Source organism: Flaviaesturariibacter aridisoli, assembly GCF_004343705.1.
GTDB lineage: Bacteria > Bacteroidota > Bacteroidia > Chitinophagales > Chitinophagaceae > Flavisolibacter > Flavisolibacter aridisoli.
This window is the reverse complement of sequence record NZ_SKFH01000004.1, coordinates 79705-96635: the sequence shown is the minus strand read 5'-3', so window position 1 is coordinate 96635 and position 16931 is coordinate 79705. Positions and strand designations below refer to the sequence as shown.

At 58.3% G+C, this 16931-nt stretch carries 15 protein-coding genes; 2 read left to right on the top strand and 13 right to left on the bottom strand.

Annotated elements, in window-relative coordinates; genetic code table 11:
- Window positions 1-99: 99 nt before the first annotated feature.
- Window positions 100-1245, bottom strand: a complete 1146-nt coding sequence (locus E0486_RS04285) for a cellulase family glycosylhydrolase (protein WP_131850905.1) — start codon at window positions 1243-1245, stop codon at window positions 100-102.
- 210 nt (window positions 1246-1455) lie between these two features.
- Between E0486_RS04285 and galK the strand changes: the two genes are divergently transcribed.
- On the top strand, window positions 1456-2622 hold the full coding sequence (gene galK, locus E0486_RS04280; RefSeq protein WP_131850904.1) for a galactokinase: 1167 nt from the start codon (window positions 1456-1458) through the stop codon (window positions 2620-2622).
- 57 nt (window positions 2623-2679) lie between these two features.
- On the opposite strand, the gene E0486_RS04275 is transcribed toward galK, so the two are convergent.
- The 9 genes from E0486_RS04275 to rpsO form a co-directional block, all read right to left on the bottom strand.
- Window positions 2680-3762 carry an aldose epimerase family protein gene (locus tag E0486_RS04275; RefSeq protein ID WP_131850903.1) on the bottom strand — a complete coding sequence of 361 codons (1083 nt, stop codon included), beginning with the start codon at window positions 3760-3762 and terminating at the stop codon, window positions 2680-2682.
- A 14-nt stretch (window positions 3763-3776) separates the two neighbouring features.
- Window positions 3777-5966 (bottom strand): sugar nucleotide-binding protein, encoded by a 2190-nt coding sequence (locus E0486_RS04270; RefSeq protein WP_131850902.1) that lies wholly within the window; start codon window positions 5964-5966, stop codon window positions 3777-3779.
- Between the two features lie 31 nt (window positions 5967-5997).
- Window positions 5998-7188 (bottom strand): glycosyltransferase family 1 protein, encoded by a 1191-nt coding sequence (locus tag E0486_RS04265; RefSeq protein ID WP_207906197.1) that lies wholly within the window; start codon window positions 7186-7188, stop codon window positions 5998-6000.
- Between the two features lie 172 nt (window positions 7189-7360).
- On the bottom strand, window positions 7361-7825 hold the full coding sequence (locus tag E0486_RS04260; RefSeq protein ID WP_207906196.1) for a hypothetical protein: 465 nt from the start codon (window positions 7823-7825) through the stop codon (window positions 7361-7363).
- Between the two features lie 187 nt (window positions 7826-8012).
- Entirely contained in the window at window positions 8013-8828 is an 816-nt protein-coding gene (locus tag E0486_RS04255) for a M48 family metallopeptidase (protein WP_131850900.1), read from the bottom strand.
- A gap of 91 nt (window positions 8829-8919) precedes the next feature.
- A complete protein-coding gene (plsY, locus tag E0486_RS04250) occupies window positions 8920-9567 on the bottom strand; it encodes a glycerol-3-phosphate 1-O-acyltransferase PlsY (RefSeq protein ID WP_131850899.1) in 648 nt (215 codons plus the stop codon).
- Window positions 9568-9642: 75 nt separating this feature from the next.
- On the bottom strand, window positions 9643-10449 hold the full coding sequence (prmA, locus tag E0486_RS04245) for a 50S ribosomal protein L11 methyltransferase (RefSeq protein WP_131850898.1): 807 nt from the start codon (window positions 10447-10449) through the stop codon (window positions 9643-9645).
- Between the two features lie 105 nt (window positions 10450-10554).
- Entirely contained in the window at window positions 10555-12999 is a 2445-nt protein-coding gene (pnp, locus tag E0486_RS04240) for a polyribonucleotide nucleotidyltransferase (RefSeq protein ID WP_131850897.1), read from the bottom strand.
- A 151-nt stretch (window positions 13000-13150) separates the two neighbouring features.
- Window positions 13151-13420 carry a 30S ribosomal protein S15 gene (gene rpsO, locus E0486_RS04235; RefSeq protein WP_131850896.1) on the bottom strand — a complete coding sequence of 90 codons (270 nt, stop codon included), beginning with the start codon at window positions 13418-13420 and terminating at the stop codon, window positions 13151-13153.
- Window positions 13421-13621: 201 nt separating this feature from the next.
- On the opposite strand from rpsO, the gene E0486_RS04230 reads away from it, so the two are divergent.
- Window positions 13622-14233, top strand: coding sequence for a MiaE family protein (locus tag E0486_RS04230; protein ID WP_131850895.1), 612 nt, complete (start codon window positions 13622-13624; stop codon window positions 14231-14233).
- A 38-nt stretch (window positions 14234-14271) separates the two neighbouring features.
- Here E0486_RS04230 and E0486_RS04225 read toward each other — a convergent pair whose 3' ends face one another.
- From E0486_RS04225 to rlmB, 3 genes are read right to left on the bottom strand one after another with little or no spacing between them, the layout of a single operon-like run.
- On the bottom strand, window positions 14272-15297 hold the full coding sequence (locus E0486_RS04225) for a GSCFA domain-containing protein (RefSeq protein ID WP_131850894.1): 1026 nt from the start codon (window positions 15295-15297) through the stop codon (window positions 14272-14274).
- Window positions 15298-16161, bottom strand: coding sequence for a hydroxymethylglutaryl-CoA lyase (locus tag E0486_RS04220; protein ID WP_131850893.1), 864 nt, complete (start codon window positions 16159-16161; stop codon window positions 15298-15300).
- On the bottom strand, window positions 16158-16925 hold the full coding sequence (gene rlmB, locus E0486_RS04215) for a 23S rRNA (guanosine(2251)-2'-O)-methyltransferase RlmB (RefSeq protein WP_243697370.1): 768 nt from the start codon (window positions 16923-16925) through the stop codon (window positions 16158-16160). Before rlmB ends, E0486_RS04220 begins: the two co-directional genes overlap by 4 nt.
- Window positions 16926-16931 lie beyond the last annotated feature (6 nt).

The window sequence follows — 16931 nt, the reverse complement described above, 5'->3', positions numbered from 1 at the left end:
GGCCCTCCGGATAGAGCTGCGGCATGTTTCCCCCCCGGTACAGGTACGAAAAAGCCCCCGCCGAATGGCGGGGGCTGACTAGTTTTTCGGGGGACCCGGTCAGGCGTGCGCCAGGGTCATCTTTTCCGGGTTCTTTCTCGCCTCGGCGATAAAGCTGCGGAGGAAATCCACCTCTTCCTGGCGGTACGCTTCGCCGTTGGCGCGGAAGATGTCGTGGAACCAGAGTTCCGGCTCCTGGTCGTAGGTCTTCTGCCAGCTGTCCCAGGGGCAGTGTGTCTGCGATTTACCGGCCACGAAACCCCAGTTGTACGCGTTGACACCATATTCCTTAAACAGCGGCAGGATCTCCTGGAAGGTATTGCCGAAGGGACGCGCCATGTATTCGGTACAGAACATCGGGCGGCCGAAGCGGCTCAGCTGTTCTACGCGGCGCTTCATACCGTCGCGGTTGGCGTAGCAATGGAACGAGATCACGTCGGAATGGGTGAACATATAGTTATCGAGCACCGACGCGGTGTGTTCGGATTCCCAGTTTTCCCCTTCCTGCCAGGGTGCCATGGTGATGGGCTGGTCGGGACCGATGCCCCGCACCCAGCGGATGGTCTTCTTCAGCAGCTCGAGCGAAAGCTCCGCTTTATGCAGGACATAATTGTCGTCTTTGTACGAACCGAGGTTCATGTTGTCGGGCTCGTTGTAGAGGTCCCACAGCAGCACGCGGTCGTCGTGCTTGAAGTGGTTGACCACGCCGTGCACGTAATCGTACAGGTCGTCGTAACGGTCGGGGTTATTCAGCACATCAAAACCAGGACACTGCACCCAGCCGGAGTTGTGAACGTTGTGCTTGGGTGCGCGCTGCTTGCCGAGTTTCGGGTTGGGATCCCACACGGCGTCGAACAGCACCAGCATGGCGCGGATGCCGTGCTTCCGGGCGATATCGAGGAAAAGATCGATGCGCTCGAGGAAGCCTTTGCGGTCCTGCTCCCAAAGGAGGTGGTGCAGGAACACACGCACGGTATTAAAGCCCAAAGAGGCGGCCCAGCCGAGCTCTTTGTCGATGAGGAAGGGATCGAAGGTTTCGGCCTGCCACATCTCGAGCTGATTGATGGCGTTGTTGGGAACGAAATTGCAGCCAACGAGCCAGCCGTTCTTTTCCTGCCATTCGGCTGCTTTCTCGGCAGACCAGCGGTAGCTCAGTTCGGGGTCTTGAACGGTCGTTGCGGAAGCGTTCGGTACAAGAGGTTGCATGGTGGTAAAGGGTCCGTTTTATTGTTTCCTGATGATGACGCAAAGTAACCGAATAGGGCTGCGGGGCCGATGTTGAATTAGGCTTAAAAGGCCCTAATTATCGGTGAAAAAAGGTTTTTGCGGGTTGGGCATACAGGCCCGATTTTTACAGTTCAGAAGGGGTACAAACAGCGCTTCGTTACCCGTTAAAAACCTTAAAGAATTCTTTAGATGAACAACAGTCCGATCGCCCGAAAAGTTGCCTCCATTTATACCGAAGAGTGGGGCGCGCCCACCCTCATTGCCCGCTCTCCCGGTCGCATCAACATCATCGGCGAACACACGGATTACAACGAAGGGTATGTACTGCCCGCAGCCATCGATAAGGCAGTGTACGTGGCCCTGGCCCGTCGCAACGACGACCGCATCGAGCTGCGGGCCGTGGAGTTCAACGACCGCTTCAGCACCACTCTCGATACCATCGCCCCCCGCCCCGGCCAGTGGACCAATTACATCCTCGGCGTGGTGGCCCAGTTTCACAAACGCGGCCACCGGTTGGGCGGCTTCAACCTCGTGATCGACGGCGAGGTGCCGTTCGGCGCAGGGCTTTCTTCATCGGCCGCCGTGGAATGCGCAACGGCTTTCGGGCTGAACGAGCTGTTTGAAGTAGGCCTGCCCCGCGAAGAGCTGATCTACATCGCCCAGAAGGCCGAGCACGAATACGCCGGGGTTATGTGCGGCATCATGGACCAGTTTGCTTCCGCCTTCGGAAAGGCCGAGCACGTAGTGCAACTCGACTGCCGCTCGATGGACTACCGCTATGTGCCCTGCCACCTGGCGGGTTACAAGCTGCTCCTGCTGAATACGAATGTGAAGCATTCCCTCGCCTCCTCCGAATACAACGTGCGCCGCCAGCAGTGCGAGGCCGGTGTATCGATGGTGCAGGAACGCTTCCCGGAGGTCAAAAGCCTCCGCGACGTGACGATGCCGATGCTGCAGGAAGTGTTGCAGCAGCAGGACGAGCTCATCTACCGCCGATGCAAGTACGTGGTAGAAGAAAACGAGCGACTCCTGGCCGCATGTGCCGACCTGGAGCGCGGCGACCTCGTGGAGCTTGGTATGAAGCTGTACCGCACCCACCGCGGCCTCAGCGATGAATACGAAGTGAGCTGCAAGGAGCTTGACTTCCTCGTAAACGCGGTACGCGAAAACGACGCGGTGCTGGGCGCGCGGATGATGGGCGGCGGCTTCGGCGGCTGCACCCTCAACATCGTTCGGGAAGATGCCATCGATGCGCTTGTTGCGGGCCTGGCGCCGAAATACCATGAGGCCACCGGGCTGGAATTAACCCCCATTACTGTACAGATCGGCGACGGCTCGTCGCTTGTCCGTTTATAAAATGAAAAGAGGCAGTACGAAAGTGCTGCCTCTTTTGCTAACAGTCTCCATGCTGTGTTATTTGTTTTCCACGGCGAGAAAGCGGAAGTCGGTCCGGCTATAAAAAGCCTGCCCGGGCCGTAGTTCTACGGAAGGGAATTCAGGCTTGTTCGGCGAGTCGGGGAAGTGCTGGGTTTCCAGGCAGAAGGCGGAACGCCGTTCGTCCGTAAGGCCGTATTTAAGTCGCTTGCTGGCCTGCAGGTAATTGCCGGTATAGAGCTGGATACCGGGCTCGGTAGTGTGAATGACCAACTGGATGCCGCTCTTATCGCCGGTGGCCACAGCCGCCAGCTTCAGCTCCTCCCCGCTGTCGATCAGCACGAAATTATGATCGTAGCCTGCGCCATGGTAAAGTTGTGGGTGATCGTTGTCCACCCGCTCCCCGATGCGCGCAGGAGTGCTGAAATCGAAGGGCGTCCCTGTAACGAAGGCGAGGTCGCCGGTAGGGATCAGGAACTCGTCCACGGGCGTATAGTGACCGGCATTTACAAAAAGGGTATGATCCATGGCAGTTCCGCTCCCCTGCCCGTTCAGGTTGAAATAAGCGTGGTTGCACACATTCAGTACGGTCGGTGCGTCGGTGGTCGCTTCGAACGTCACCGACAGGCGGTTGCTGTCCTCCAACGTATAGCGCACGGTCAGTTCGAGCCGGCCGGGGTAGCCTTCGTCGCCATCCGGGCTCACATGGCGGAGCACCAGTACCCGGTCGTCGGCCGACAGCACGTCCCACACAACAGCATTGAAACCAACGATACCCCCGTGAAGGTGATTGGGTGCATTATTGATGGCCAGTGCGTATTCTTTTCCGTCGAGTGAAAAGCGCCCGCGGGCAATGCGGTTGGCATAGCGACCCACGATGGCGCCGTGGTAGTCGCCGTCTTTAACGTACTGATCGATGTTATCGAATCCGAGCACCACGTCGCGCAGGGCCCCGTCGCGGTCGGGTACGAACAGCGCCACGAGACGGGCGCCGTAGTTGGTCACCGCGGCCTGGACCGTGCCGTTGCTGAGCCAGTAAAGGGCGGTCTGCTTTCCGGAAATATCCTTGTTGAAAGCGGCGGCGTCGAGCGCTGTCTGCGGGTCGCTGTGCGTAAGGGCCATGTGCGGGGTGCTGTTTAGTCGATCAATTCCACGTGCCGGGTCTTCGCTGCAAAATAGCGATGGAACGCGTTCCCCGCATCGGGAAGCAAGGCTCCGCGTTCCGTGCCCAGCACACTGTTGTGCGGCCGGCATGCCGGATAGCCCATTTCAATGGCCGGCACCGGCTCCAGCAGCGACCGGTCCAGTCCCTCCTGCCGGGCCACCAGCGCCGCGAGCTCCGCCCAGGTATAGCTTCCGCTGTTGGCCAGGTGCCAGATGCCCCCGGCCCGGTCGATCAGCAGGTCGAGCGCTGTATGCACGAGGTCGGGCACATAGGTAGGTGACACAAGCAGGTCGCAGGCCACACGCAGCGGCCGTCCATCGCGCAAGCCCTCCGCCACCCAATGAAAGAAGTTGTAGCGGTCCCAGGGGCCGAAGAACGCACTCGTGCGCACCATCAGCGCTTCCGGATACGCCTCCTGCACCAACTGCTCGGCGCGGGCCTTGCTCGCCCCGTATACGTTCAGCGGTGCCACCGGGTCGCTTTCCACGTAGGGGCCGTCTTTTTTACCGTCAAACACCAGGTCGGAGGAAAAGCTCACTAGCGGCAGCCCGCGTTCCGCACAGGCCAGCGCCAGCTGCAGGGGACCTTCGCTGTTTTCGCGGTAGCAGGCGTCGGCTTCTTCCTCCGCTTCATCTACCCGCACAAAGCCTGCAGCATTCACCACAGCCCAGGGCCGGAAGCGGTCCAGGGCCTCGGCCACAGAAGCCGCCGAGGCAATATCGCAGTCCTGCCGGCTGGCCAGCACGTAATCGAGCGAGCGCTCGCTGCACAGGCGCGCGAAAGCTTGCCCGAGCGTTCCGCGCTTGCCGATGATCAGGATCGGCCGGCGCTTGCGCTGCAGTTTGAAGCGTTCTGTGGGCGCGGGCAGGTGTTTGTGATAATACCGGGTTTCGCGCTGCCACCAGCCCGGCTCTGTTGCCAGGTGTTCGTCGGCAGATTCCTGCTTCAGCGACTGCAGGTAGCGCGCAAGCGCCGTGGGGCGGGCCGCGCCACTACGTATGTCGAAGGCCCCGGGCTCGTAATCGCATTCCGTACAGGTAAGGAGCTTGCTCCAGCCGAAGGAACCCATCAGGGCCCAGGTGGTAACGGCCAGCAAGTCAAGTCCCTCCCGCTTCAATGCACTGCATTCGTTCCAGATATGGCGGAACCAGCGGAGCTGCTCCTCGCGGTGACAATGCAGGTGCACTTCGGTAACGGCCATAGGAAGGGCGTACCGCTCCCAGGCTTCCCGTAATAATACGGATGGCCCCATAGGCTCCTCTACCGGCACCCGCACGGCTTCCACATCCACGTACCGGTGGCGCCCGTTCCCACCGGCTTTCAGGTGCGGGTACCGCTTTGTATCCTGGTCGAGAAAACGTTCCGAGGTCACATAGTAGTTGAAGCCGCAGATATCGGGCGGGCAGGGATGCCCCAGGAAGAAGCGGAGGTCGGCTTCTTCGATCCCGTGTCCAAGGATAAAATCCCAGAGCGCATGCCTTTCATCCACGCGCCCGCACAGCAGGTCGAACGTGAGCCAGCGGCGCTCGTTTTCAAAAGCCGCCTGGTAGCGAAGCAGCGGGGTGCTGTATACCTTTCCCAGGTCTTCGGTTTGCAGCAGCTTCGCCGCCGGGTTGATGCGGCGGATCGCAGCCATGGCCAGCACGGTTCCCTTGAGTTCGTTCAGCAGGCAGCGCAGGAAGCTGGCATTGTCGCGGCGATGGGGGTACCAAAGCCCGTACAACCCGCTGAAGCGCGCGGTAGTGAGGGGCTCATTGACCGGCGTATAATATTCCAGCCGGGGAAAGCGGCGAGCTACGCTTTCTGCGTATTCGGCAAGCAGCTCGGGAAAGCGTTCGTCGAGCAGGTTGGTGAAACGGGGACCGCTACCGTGGTGCACCAGTGTGGCAATGATGTCGATACCTTGCCCGCTGTAGTAGTCCAGCTGGGCCGCCGTGTAACTCCAATCGATCGCCCCCCCGGCCTCCGGCTGATGCTTTTCCCAGAGTATGGGAAAGCGCAGCTTCCGGACGCCGAGGGTAGCCACCTGCTCCGAATTCGGTTGTTCGTATAGATTAGCCAGGGCAAACTGGTCGAGGTAACGGTCGCCTACACGGTTGATCGTGCATTCGAGGCCGCCCCATAATTCCGGTTCACCGGCTGAAGGCTGTTTGACTCCCATCCGGTAGTGTTTCGTTCAGCAAAAACGTCGCTTAAAGCGACTGGGTAGAAGCGAAGGAAGCATCTGCTTCGCGGGCTATACTGTGGCGCGAAACGATACGGGCTTCGATGTGTTGCGCCATCTCGCTCCAGGTACGGTCCCAGGAGTTGCCGGCGAGAAACTGGTCCACGCGCTGCAGCCAGGAAGTATGATCGCGGCTGGCCAGCAGGGCGTCGCCGGCATTCACGAATTCATCTGCGTTGGCAGCAATATGCACCAGGGCGTTGTCGCCATACGGTGATACGACGTCGCGGATCGGCGTCGAGATCACGGGCTTTCCGGCGGCGAGGTATTCCGGCGTTTTTGTGGGGCTGATGAAGCGTGTCGATTCGTTTTGTGCAAAGGGGATGATCGCTACGTCCCAGCCGGCGAGGTAGTGCGGCAGTTCCTTGTAATCCTTGCCTCCGAGGTAGTGGATGTTGGGGTTCTGGGGCAGCGAAGCCGGGTCGATCTTAACGATGGGTCCGATGAGTACAAACTGCCAATCGGGGCGTGCGGTAGCGGCAGTGCCGATCATGTCGATGTCGAAGCGCTCGTCGATCACACCGTAAAATCCAAAGCGCGGATGCGGGATCGAAGCCTGGTCGGCCGGATCCTGCTCGATGGAACGTGCGGCGGCGAAGTGGTCGCGATCGATACTGCTCGGGAACGGGTAGATGTGCGCATGCGTGTTGCGCTTCGCTTCGTAAATGCTGTAGCCGCCGGTAAAGACGACATCGGCCCTGCGCAGCAGTCGCTGCTCGTTTTCCTTCAGTGCAACGGGTGCGAATTTGAATGCCGAAAGTTCGTCCATGCAATCGTACACGGTTGCCGCAGGCTCGAGGTGATCGCTGAACGGCAGTGCCATCGGCGTATAATACCAACTGAGGTATTTATTTATCTCCATGACCGAGATGAGATCGTTGATCAGTTCGCGTTGGGCCGCGAGCACATCATTCTCCGCGAGACCGTGCTGCAGGTGCGGAACAACTACGAACACATTTTTTACCGTCTCGTTGATCTGCAGACGGTTGGCGCCATCGTGGAAGATCGGTTCTTCAACAAAAAAAACGCGCGTGTGTTTCGCAAAGCGGCTAAGCAGGTGTTGTGGTCGTTGGTAAACGAAGTTCCAGCGCAGGTGCGAAAAGCAAAGCAGGTCTATCGTGCTGATGTTGGGCCATGTGGCGGTTGGAGTGTTCGTCATGCTCCTATTGCTACTATTAACATGCCAACGAAAGGCACAGGGGGGCAGAGCAGAGGCTGACGAAGTCATTGCTGATCCGTGTAGAATTATTTCCTCTGCGCTTCAACGCATCCGTACGTGTACAAATTCGGAAAACAGCAAAGAAAAAGCCCCTCGTTAAGGGGCTGTTATTCTATGCGGTGACTGCTTTTCGCTTACGGGACGGCTTGGCCGCTACCACAACTTCAACCACTTCTTCCAGTACTTCCAGCACTTCGGCTTTCCGGAAGTTGACGGCATTCCAGACGTGGTCGAGCGTTACTTGTTCCGAGCTTTCGTAACCGGCCGTTAACAGTTTGTTCCAGCTGCTTTCGCGGTTCAGGTCGGTAGAAATCTTGGACGTCGACTTCGGGTGTGCTACCCAGAGACGGGTTTCGTCTTTGAGAGCCGGCATAATGTCCTGCAGAATGTTGTTCAGTTGCGATTCGTTAACAGCGAAAACAAGAGCAAAATCCAATTTACGTGTGCGGAGCAGCGGCGTGAGATTCTTTGCGAACGATAATTTGGCAAACTGCTTTTCGATGGAGGAAGGGAGGCCTTGGATCAATATCGTCTTTTCGTTCTTAAGCTGTAACTTCTCTACGATTGTTTGTGACATAATTGTTTCCGGGTTTTATGAACAAGCAGTGGAGGGTTTTGGCGGGGTTTTTCACACAAACAGATTGCAAAAGTAGTGTAAAATCACCATATGTACAAGGTTGAAGCAAAGAAAAACCCCGCCCAAGGCGGGGTTTTGCCCGGCAGGACCTCTGTTAAGCTGCTGGAGATCCTACCGAAAGCTGTTTTTAGCGACCGACGGGCTTGTAATATTTCATCGCTTCCGGCAGCCATTGCTTGATCTGGCGGATGCGCGTATCATCGGCGGGGTGATCGCTCAGGAATTCGGGCTGCTTCGCGCCGCCCTGGGATGCCATGCGCTGCCAGAGGGCCAGTGCTTCGTTGGGGTTGTAGCCCGCCATGGCCATCCAGATGAGTCCGTAGTGGTCGGCCTCTGACTCCTGCTTGCGCGAGAAGGGAAGCGTGCCGAGCACGGTAGAGCCGATGCCGAAAGCCTGGAGGAACAGGTTCTGCGTGGCTGCGGGGCGGTTGCTCACGGCCACCGAAAGTGCCGTGCCGAGGCCCTGCTGTACCATACCCTGGCTCATACGCTCATTGCCGTGCTGGAAGAGGGCGTGACAGATCTCGTGGCCGATAACAGCCGCCAGGGCCGCTTCGTTCTGCGTTACCGGCAGCAAGCCGGTGTACACCACGATCTTGCCGCCCGGCATACACCAGGCGTTGACCTGCTTATCGGCAACCAGGTTGTATTCCCACTGGTAGCCATTCAGGCGGTCGGAAATCTTGTTTTGCTTGTGGTACGCCACTACTGCGTTAACGAGGCGCTGTCCTACGCGACGCACCATCTCGGCATCGCGGTCGGCCGAGGGGCTCACCACACGTGCCGTGGAGAGAAACTGCCGGTATTGCTGGTTACCCATATCCTGTAATTCGGATTCCGAAACCAGGTTAAGCTGATTGCGGCCGGTGATCGGGTTTTTGGCGCATCCGACGATCATAGCCGCACTGATGAATAAGGCCGTAACGGTCTTTAAGATCTTCATATCGTCTCTTTTAGATGCAGGCCGGTTCAAGAATGATACCAAGTAAGCCGCAACAAAAAGCCCCGCGGTAGCGGGGCCCTGCAATAACATTTTATTTACGGATCCGGCGGCGCCGGTCGCGGTGTTTCAGGATCGGCACTTTGCTTTCGTTGCCCTTCAGGATGCGGTTGATGTTTTTCTGATGCGTCAGAAGCACAAGCATCCCCACCGCCACGGCGAAAATACGGTAGAGGTCTTCCGGCTCATTGAAGATGAAAAGAATGAAAATCGGGAAGGCTACACTGGCCAGGATCGAGCTCAGCGACACCCAGCGGGTGAGGTACAGCACCAGGATGAAGATCCCGACGCAGCAGAGCGCCACGTTGGGCTGGATGCCGAGTACCATACCAAAGAGGGAGGCAACGCCCTTACCGCCACGGAAATTGGCCCAGATCGGGAAAATATGGCCCAGTACAGCTGCAAGGCCGAGACCAAGTTGCATGTTCACCAGGTAGAGGTCGTCTTTGAATGCATAGGGCATGAAAAACACGAGCTTGACGGCTACGATGGCTTTCAGCATGTCGACGATCATTACAAATGTGCCCCACTTGGAGCCGAGTACGCGGTAGGTATTGGTGGCGCCGGAATTACCGCTGCCATAGTCGCGGATATCGATCCCGAAAAAGTATCGGCTCGTCCATACCGCAGTCGGGATACTCCCGAGGAGGTAGGCCACCAGGATCAACAATAATTCATTCATGTGCAAGGCAAGTTGAAGGTGCTGCCAAAATTAGGGCAATCGGCCGACCCACCCGTGTTAAATCGGCCGAAGCCTTTATAATTTGTTAACAAAACCTAAGGAGATCCAATTAGCCCGTTCACTGAAATACTCAACCAAAAATCCAGCGCGGCCATAGGTTTCCTCAATGACCGCCCGGTCTTCGGTAAGCAGCCCGCTCAGCAGGAGGTAACCACCAGGCACAACCGCTTTTTGCAAAAAATCAACATAATGCAGCAGCACGTTGCGGTTGATATTGGCCAGCACAATGTCGAATTGCTCTCCTTCCGGAATGTCCGAGCTCAGGGCAACGGTCACTTTCGAACAAGCATTGCGTTCACAGTTTTCACGGGCATTCTCGAGGCTCCAAACATCGTTATCGATGGCCAGCACCTTCGAGGCGCCCAGCATTTCGGCCAGGATCGCCAGCACGCCGGTGCCGGTGCCGAAGTCGAACACGCGCTTGCCGCGGAAGTCGAGGCGCTCCATAGCCTGCATCATCTGCCAGGTAGTAGCGTGGTGGCCGGTGCCGAAGCTCATTTTCGGCGTAATGAGCAGCTCGTGCCGAACGCCTTCGATGGGCTCGTGGAAATGTGCGCGCACGGCTACGAAATCATTGACGATGACGGGCGGAAAATTCTTTTCCCACTCCGCGTTCCAGTTGCGCTCCCCTACCGTTTCCGTCTGGAAAGTATAGTCCCGGAGTAAGTCCGCAAGTTCTTCCGGCGTTAACGACCCTTCCTCGAAGTAGGCAAGGATCTGTTCGTCGTGCTGCTCAAAACCGGTAGCCGTGTCCGACAGGAGGCCGATGATCGTTTCCTGCTGTGCAGCGTCGGCGGCTATTGTAACCAGGATATGGTTCATGGTGTTTTCTTTTTTGAAAGGGCTCCCTCAGGTTGCAGCCATCAGGCATCACCCATAAAAAGAAAGGCTGCCCGGAGACAGCCTTTCGTATACTCGTTTCAATAATTAAAGCATATCATCCGGGCCGAGCTCGGGGTGGCTGCTCTGGCCGGCAGACGGCTGTTGCTGCTGCGGTTGTTCGCCACCGTTGGATTGCTCCTGCTGGGGACGCGGATCGCCTTCGCCACCGCGGGCTTCGCGGCGCTCTTCACGGCGGTCGTTGCGTTCCATGCGGCGGTCGCCACCACGGTCGTCGCGGCGGTCTCCGCGATCACGACGGTCACCGCCACGGTCATCACGGCGGCGGTCGCCACCACGATCATCCCGGCGGTCGCCACGATCGGGGCGCTCACGGCGCTCCTGCTCAACAAAACCTTCGGGCTTCGGCATCAGGGCCTTGCGGCTCAGCTTGAATTTGCCGGTCTTCTGGTCAACGCCAATGAGCTTTACCTTGATCATCTCGCCTTCGCTGAGCACGCCATCGAGGGTTTCGAGGCGCTTGTAGCTCACTTCGGAGATGTGCATCAGTCCCTGCTTTCCGGGCATGAATTCTACAAAGGCGCCATAGGGCATGATCGAGATCACTTTGCCTTCGTATTCGCCCCCTTCTTCGGGAACTTCCACGATACCTTTCACCCAGGCAAGCGCCTTGTCCACGCCTTCTTTCACGGCGCCGAAGATGGCTACTTCGCCCTGGTCGTTCTTTTCTTCGATGTTGATGGTCGTACCGGTTTCGCGTTGGATCTGCTGGATGATCTTGCCGCCGGGTCCGATCACCGCGCCGATGAACTCGCGGTCGATGTAGATCTTCACGGTGCGTGGGGCATGCGGCTTCACATCTTCGCGGTGTGCCGGGAGGCACTGCTCCATCGCTTCGAGAATGTGCATCCGGCCGCGGCGTGCCTGCTCCAGGGCTTGGCGCATCACGTCCATCGACAGGCCGTCTACTTTGATATCCATCTGCACGCCGCAGATACCATCACGGGTGCCGGTTACTTTAAAGTCCATGTCGCCGAGGTGATCTTCGTCGCCGAGGATATCGGTCAGTACGGCAAACTGGTCGCCTTTGCTGATCAGACCCATGGCCACACCGGAGATGTGCTTTTTGAAAGGCACACCGGCGTCCATCAGGGCGAGGCAGCCGGCGCAAACCGTTGCCATCGACGAAGAACCGTTCGACTCGAGGATGTCGCTTACCACGCGCACGGTGTAGGAGTATTCGCTGCCGGGCATCATCTGCTTCAGCGAGCGGAGGGCAAGGTTGCCGTGGCCCACTTCGCGGCGGCCGGGCGCACGGAGAAACTTCACTTCACCAGTCGAGAACGGCGGGAAGTTGTAGTGGAGGATGAATTTCGAGTAGTCCGACTTGGCAGCGCTTTCGATCAGCAGCTCGTCGAGCGGCGTACCGAGGGTCACCGTGGTCAGCGACTGGGTTTCGCCGCGGGTGAACAGGGCCGAGCCGTGGGGGCCGGGCAGTACGTCCACTTCCATATCAAGCGGGCGCACCTGGTCGAGGCCGCGGCCGTCGAGGCGGATGCGGTCGGTGAGGATCATGTCGCGCACGGTGTGGTACTGCAGGTCGCTGATGTAGTTGCCTACAAGCTTCTTGGTTGCTTCGGGCAGGTCTTCGCCTTCGGGAAGGTTGGCCTCCGCTTTAAGGGCGGCGATCACTTCGTCTTTTACCTGCTTGTACGAATTTTTGCGGTCAGCCTTCGGTTGGTTGGCGCGGGCAATTTCAGCCATGCGCTTCTCGCCAAGTGCATTTACGCGGGCACGCAGCGCTTCGTCCTGCTCCGGCTTCGGGTAGTCGCGCTTCGGGCCAACGCCTACGGCGTCGCGGAGCTCTTCCTGGGCCTTGATCTGGATGCGGATGGCGTCGTGGGCGAGCTCAATCACCTTGATCAGGTCTTCTTCGCTGCACTCCTTCGCTTCACCTTCCACCATCATGATGTTCTTCTCGGTGGCGGCAACGATGAAGTCCATATCAGACTCCAGCATCTGCGAGCGCGTGGGGTTGATGATGTATTGGCCGTTGATGCGGCTGACGCGCACTTCGGAGATGATCTCCTGGATGGGCACGGTGGAAACGGCGAGAGCGGCCGAAGCAGCCAGGCAAGCCATTGCGTCGGGCATTACTTCGGGATCAGAAGAAACAAGGGTGATGATCACCTGCACTTCGCAGAAGTAGTCTTCGGGGAACAGGGGACGCAGGGCGCGGTCCACCAGGCGGGAGGTGAGCACCTCGTAGTCGTTGAGGCGACCTTCACGCTTAAAGAAGGAACCGGGGATGCGTCCGGCGGAGGCGAATTTCTCCATGTAATCCACGGAGAGGGGGAAGAAAGATTGGCCGGGTTTCGGCTCTTCGGTGGCCACGACGGTGGCAAGCAACACGCAGTTGCCCTGGCGCACGGTTACGGAACCGTCGGCCTGGCGGGCAAGGCGACCTGACTCGATCGTGACTTCACGGCCACCACCGATGTCAAAGGTTTTAGAAAATTTTTGGGTCAACATCTTGTTGAAATTTAGGCCCGGAGCGGTTTTGATGATTACGGCGGGACCCCGGGCGGGGTTAGTGAAACGTGCAGGCGCACGTAAGCGAAGGCAGGACGCCTTAAAAGCAAAAAGCCCTCCCTGAGCCGGGAGGGTCGGGAAGGGCTTTCACTTATTTGCGGATACCTAACTTTTCGATCAGGCTGCGATAACCTTCGAGGTTGTGCTTCTGCAGGTAGTTCAGCAGGCGACGGCGCTTACCAACCAATTGCATCAGTCCACGGTGCGTGGAGAAGTCTTTTTTGTTCTGCTGCAGGTGCGCAGAAATTTGGGCCATGCGCTCGGTGATGAGGGCGATCTGGCCTTCGATGGAACCTGTGTTCTTTTCGCTACCGGCGTACTGGGAGAAAATGCCGGCTTTCTTTTCTTTCGATAAAGGCATTGTTTCGATTTTTGTCTGGCATCCCCATTGGATGCCATTACTGGTTACTTATTTGAGGTGCAAAGGTAAGGAGATTTACCCTTACCCGCCAAATCCAATCAAACGACTGAAGGTCAGGACTTTCGGGTAACAACACGAAAACGGCCTCACGGCCTGGAGTTTGCTCCGCCCGGCTCGCAGCGACGCGCTAATTTTGGCGCAATGGAACCCTATTCCGACGACACCCGGGCCATCCTCGGCCTCGAGCTCCCCACCGATCCACGCTGGGTGAACCTCGCCGCCCTTTCGCTCGAAGACGTACTCGCCGACCACGCCTGGTGCGAGCAAAAGGCAGCCATTACGTGCATTTCGCTTATCCAGCGCTATTTCGACCGGGAGGCGGTGGTTACGGCCCTCTCCCCCATCGTTACGGAAGAATGGGGCCATTTCCGCCTCGTGCTGGCCGAGCTGAAAAAGCGGGGGCTTCGTCTCGGCAAGCCGCGCAAGGATCTATATGTGAATGCATTGCTCGACTTTGTAACGAAAGGCGGTCCGGAAGACCCGCGGTTTCTCGACGGGATGCTCCTCATGGCGTTGATCGAAGCCCGCTCCTGTGAACGCTTTAAGCGGCTCAGCGAGGGGCTTGAGGATGCCTACCTGCGCAAATTCTACCGCCGCTTCATGGAAAGTGAAGCCGGGCACTATACCCTGTTTATCGAGCTGGCGGAAACCTACCTGCCTAAAGAAATGGTCCGTGCGCGCTGGCTGGAATGGCTGGAATACGAAGCAAAAGTTTTAAGGACGCTTCCGGTGCGCGGCGATCGGATCCATTGACCCGCCCCTTCGTTAATACCCTTTAGGGGCAATACCCGTTACATAACGTGGTTCGGAGGAACGGACCCGAAGTAGCTGATTTCTTCCGAAAAGTCCAGCCCGGGATAGCGTTCCTGCAATTCCCTTGCTTTTTGCAGCTGCGTTTCCAGGAACTTCCGGTGCGCCCCTGTATCGGGGAAGGACGGCTTGTGCCGGCGGGCGCCCTGGAGCTTCCGGATCTCGTCCAGCAGCAGCCGGGTGTCCTCGGTGGTAAACGTTTTCAGGAACTGCTCCAGCACAAAGCCGGTGGCCTGGTAATTGGGGTGCACCAGGTCTTCGGCATAAAAGCGGTAGTCGCGCAGAATATCGATCACCAGTTCGTAAGAAGGAAAATAGTAGAGCCGGTCAAACTTGCCTACAAGATGGTGCACCGCTTCAAGCAGGCGGGCCTTGCTCCGGTTGTTTTCCACTACCCCGTCGCGGATATGACGCACGGGGGACACCGTGAACAGGAATCGGAGCCGTGGGTTAAAACGGAACAGGCGGTGGAGGGTATTGTCCAGCGCTTCAACGGTTTCGTCAATGCCCAGCAGGTGCTTGCGGAACCAGGCCGCTGGTGCCCTATGGCAATTGGCCACGCCCCCGCCCGCAGCGAGGGGTTGCTTGGGTTTGGTTTCGGTGTGCACCAGTCGGTAGCTGAAGGAAGAACCCAGTGTAATGATCAGCCAGTCGGCCTCGCGCAGGAAACGGCCGGCTTCTTCCTGTGCCGCATTGAGACCAGCCAGCACAGCGTCGGGGTCTGTTCCCGAAAAGCGGCTGTGGTGGTTCCAGCTGTGCCAGACGCCTTCCCGTTCAAACAGGTCGGCGGGGCCGTAGGGTTGCGGATCCACGTACGAGGTGAGGCTGCGGCAAACCGAAACCGGGTCGAACAGGATGCCGTTGGGATTCTGGAGCACGCGGAACTTCAGGTCCTGCAGCGCGGTGCCGATATGCTCCGTGAAGCAGGAACCGATAGAAAGGATCCGCTCGCCGGGCGCCAGGCGCACACCGGGATCGGGGATCCGCACAGGCAGCATGAATTCCATCTATACGAAGATTTCGTTGGCCAGTTGTAGCGCCTCTTCAAGCGCCTGCGCGTCGAGCTGCAGGTTGTGGCCTTTTTCGGAAAAATAGCGGATCAGCCATTCAGTGTTCATATTGCCCACCAGCGCATCGTTGGCCATCGGGCACCCGCCGATACCCTTCAGTGCGCCGTCGAATCGGCGGCAGCCGGCCTCGTAGGCAGCTTCCACTTTTTCGCGCCAGCCGTCGGCACTGGCGTGCAGGTGCACCCCGATCTCGCTGCCGGGAAGCGCTTCCACCACATGGCGGGTAACGGCATCGATCTGTTCCGGTGTGGCTAAGCCCACCGTGTCGGCCAACGATAGTATAGGAACACCGAGCGCCGCGATCGTGCGTGCCCATTCGAGCACCACTTCTTCGCTCCACGGATCGCCATATGGATTGCCGAATCCCATCGAAAGGTACACAACGAGTTCCTTGCCGTTGGCCGTGCAAAGCTGCTGAATCTCTTTTACGCGGTCCAGGCCTTCGGCGATCGACGCGTTGGTATTGCGTTGCTGAAAGGTTTCCGATACGGAAAAGGGAAAGCCCAGGTAACGTACGGGCGCATACGAAACGGCGCTTTCGGCGCCGCGTACATTGGCCACGATGGCCAGCAATTTCGAACGCGTGGCTGCTGTGTTCAGCTGGGGCAGCACGTCCGCCGTATCCGCCATCTGCGGTATCGCTTTGGGCGACACGAAAGAGCCGAAGTCCAGCGTGTCGAAACCCACGCGAAGGAGGGTATTGAGGTATTGAACTTTTTTGGCTGTAGGGATAGAAGTCTTCCAGCCCTGCATCGCATCGCGCGGGCATTCCACGATCTTCAGTTCGGGAGTCGCACTCATGTCGTCAAACGTTGTTTCATGGCTTCGTAAAGGATCATACCGGTAGCCACCGATACGTTAAGCGATTCAAACTCGGTGGGCATCGGGATCGAAAAGCGCTCGTCGCAGATCTTCATCAGCGCCGGGTGAATGCCCCGCTCCTCCCCGCCCATTACGATGGCCACAGGCTCGCGGAAGTCGAGGTCGAAAATTTTCTTTTCCGCCGTCATTTCCGAAGCCAGCACGCGGATGCCGTTGAGGCGCAGCTCGTCGACGGCTTTCATCAGGCTATTGACGCGGCATACCGGGATGTGTTCCAGCGCACCCGCCGAGGTGAGCACGGCGTCTTCATTGAGTGCGCCCACGCCCTTGTCGGGAATCACGAGCGCCTGAACGCCCATACTCCAGGCTGTGCGTGCAATACCACCAATGTTGCGGATGTCGGTCACACCATCGAGGATGAGCAGCAGCGGGGCCTCGCCCTTCTCTACCACCCACGAAATGATCTGCTGCAGGTCGTGGTACTGCACCCGCGACAGCAGGGCCACACAGCCGCCATGCTCCCCGAGGTTGAAGCCGTTGAGCTTCTCTACCGGGACGTAGTTGAGCGGAACGCCGTGTTTCTCGGAGGCCTTGCGGAGCTCTCCCTGCAGTGCAGAGGGTGCTGTTTTCTGTAAATAGATGCGGTCGACTGCGCGGCCTTCGGAAAGGGCTTCGAGGATGGCGTTGCGGCCAGCCAGCAACATATTCTTTTTCGGACGCTGCGGGGAGCGGAAATTTTTCACCGGGCA

What these genes read in the sequence shown, in the direction of transcription:
- E0486_RS04285 (WP_131850905.1), bottom strand. Translation starts at nt 1,245, where the DNA reads ATGCAACCTCTTGTACCGAACGCTTCCGCAACGACCGTTCAAGACCCC.
- galK (WP_131850904.1), top strand. Translation starts at nt 1,456, where the DNA reads ATGAACAACAGTCCGATCGCCCGAAAAGTTGCCTCCATTTATACCGAA.
- E0486_RS04275 (WP_131850903.1), bottom strand. Translation starts at nt 3,762, where the DNA reads ATGGCCCTTACGCACAGCGACCCGCAGACAGCGCTCGACGCCGCCGCT.
- E0486_RS04270 (WP_131850902.1), bottom strand. Translation starts at nt 5,966, where the DNA reads ATGGGAGTCAAACAGCCTTCAGCCGGTGAACCGGAATTATGGGGCGGC.
- E0486_RS04265 (WP_207906197.1), bottom strand. Translation starts at nt 7,188, where the DNA reads ATGACGAACACTCCAACCGCCACATGGCCCAACATCAGCACGATAGAC.
- E0486_RS04260 (WP_207906196.1), bottom strand. Translation starts at nt 7,825, where the DNA reads ATGTCACAAACAATCGTAGAGAAGTTACAGCTTAAGAACGAAAAGACG.
- E0486_RS04255 (WP_131850900.1), bottom strand. Translation starts at nt 8,828, where the DNA reads ATGAAGATCTTAAAGACCGTTACGGCCTTATTCATCAGTGCGGCTATG.
- plsY (WP_131850899.1), bottom strand. Translation starts at nt 9,567, where the DNA reads ATGAATGAATTATTGTTGATCCTGGTGGCCTACCTCCTCGGGAGTATC.
- prmA (WP_131850898.1), bottom strand. Translation starts at nt 10,449, where the DNA reads ATGAACCATATCCTGGTTACAATAGCCGCCGACGCTGCACAGCAGGAA.
- pnp (WP_131850897.1), bottom strand. Translation starts at nt 12,999, where the DNA reads ATGTTGACCCAAAAATTTTCTAAAACCTTTGACATCGGTGGTGGCCGT.
- rpsO (WP_131850896.1), bottom strand. Translation starts at nt 13,420, where the DNA reads ATGCCTTTATCGAAAGAAAAGAAAGCCGGCATTTTCTCCCAGTACGCC.
- E0486_RS04230 (WP_131850895.1), top strand. Translation starts at nt 13,622, where the DNA reads ATGGAACCCTATTCCGACGACACCCGGGCCATCCTCGGCCTCGAGCTC.
- E0486_RS04225 (WP_131850894.1), bottom strand. Translation starts at nt 15,297, where the DNA reads ATGGAATTCATGCTGCCTGTGCGGATCCCCGATCCCGGTGTGCGCCTG.
- E0486_RS04220 (WP_131850893.1), bottom strand. Translation starts at nt 16,161, where the DNA reads ATGAGTGCGACTCCCGAACTGAAGATCGTGGAATGCCCGCGCGATGCG.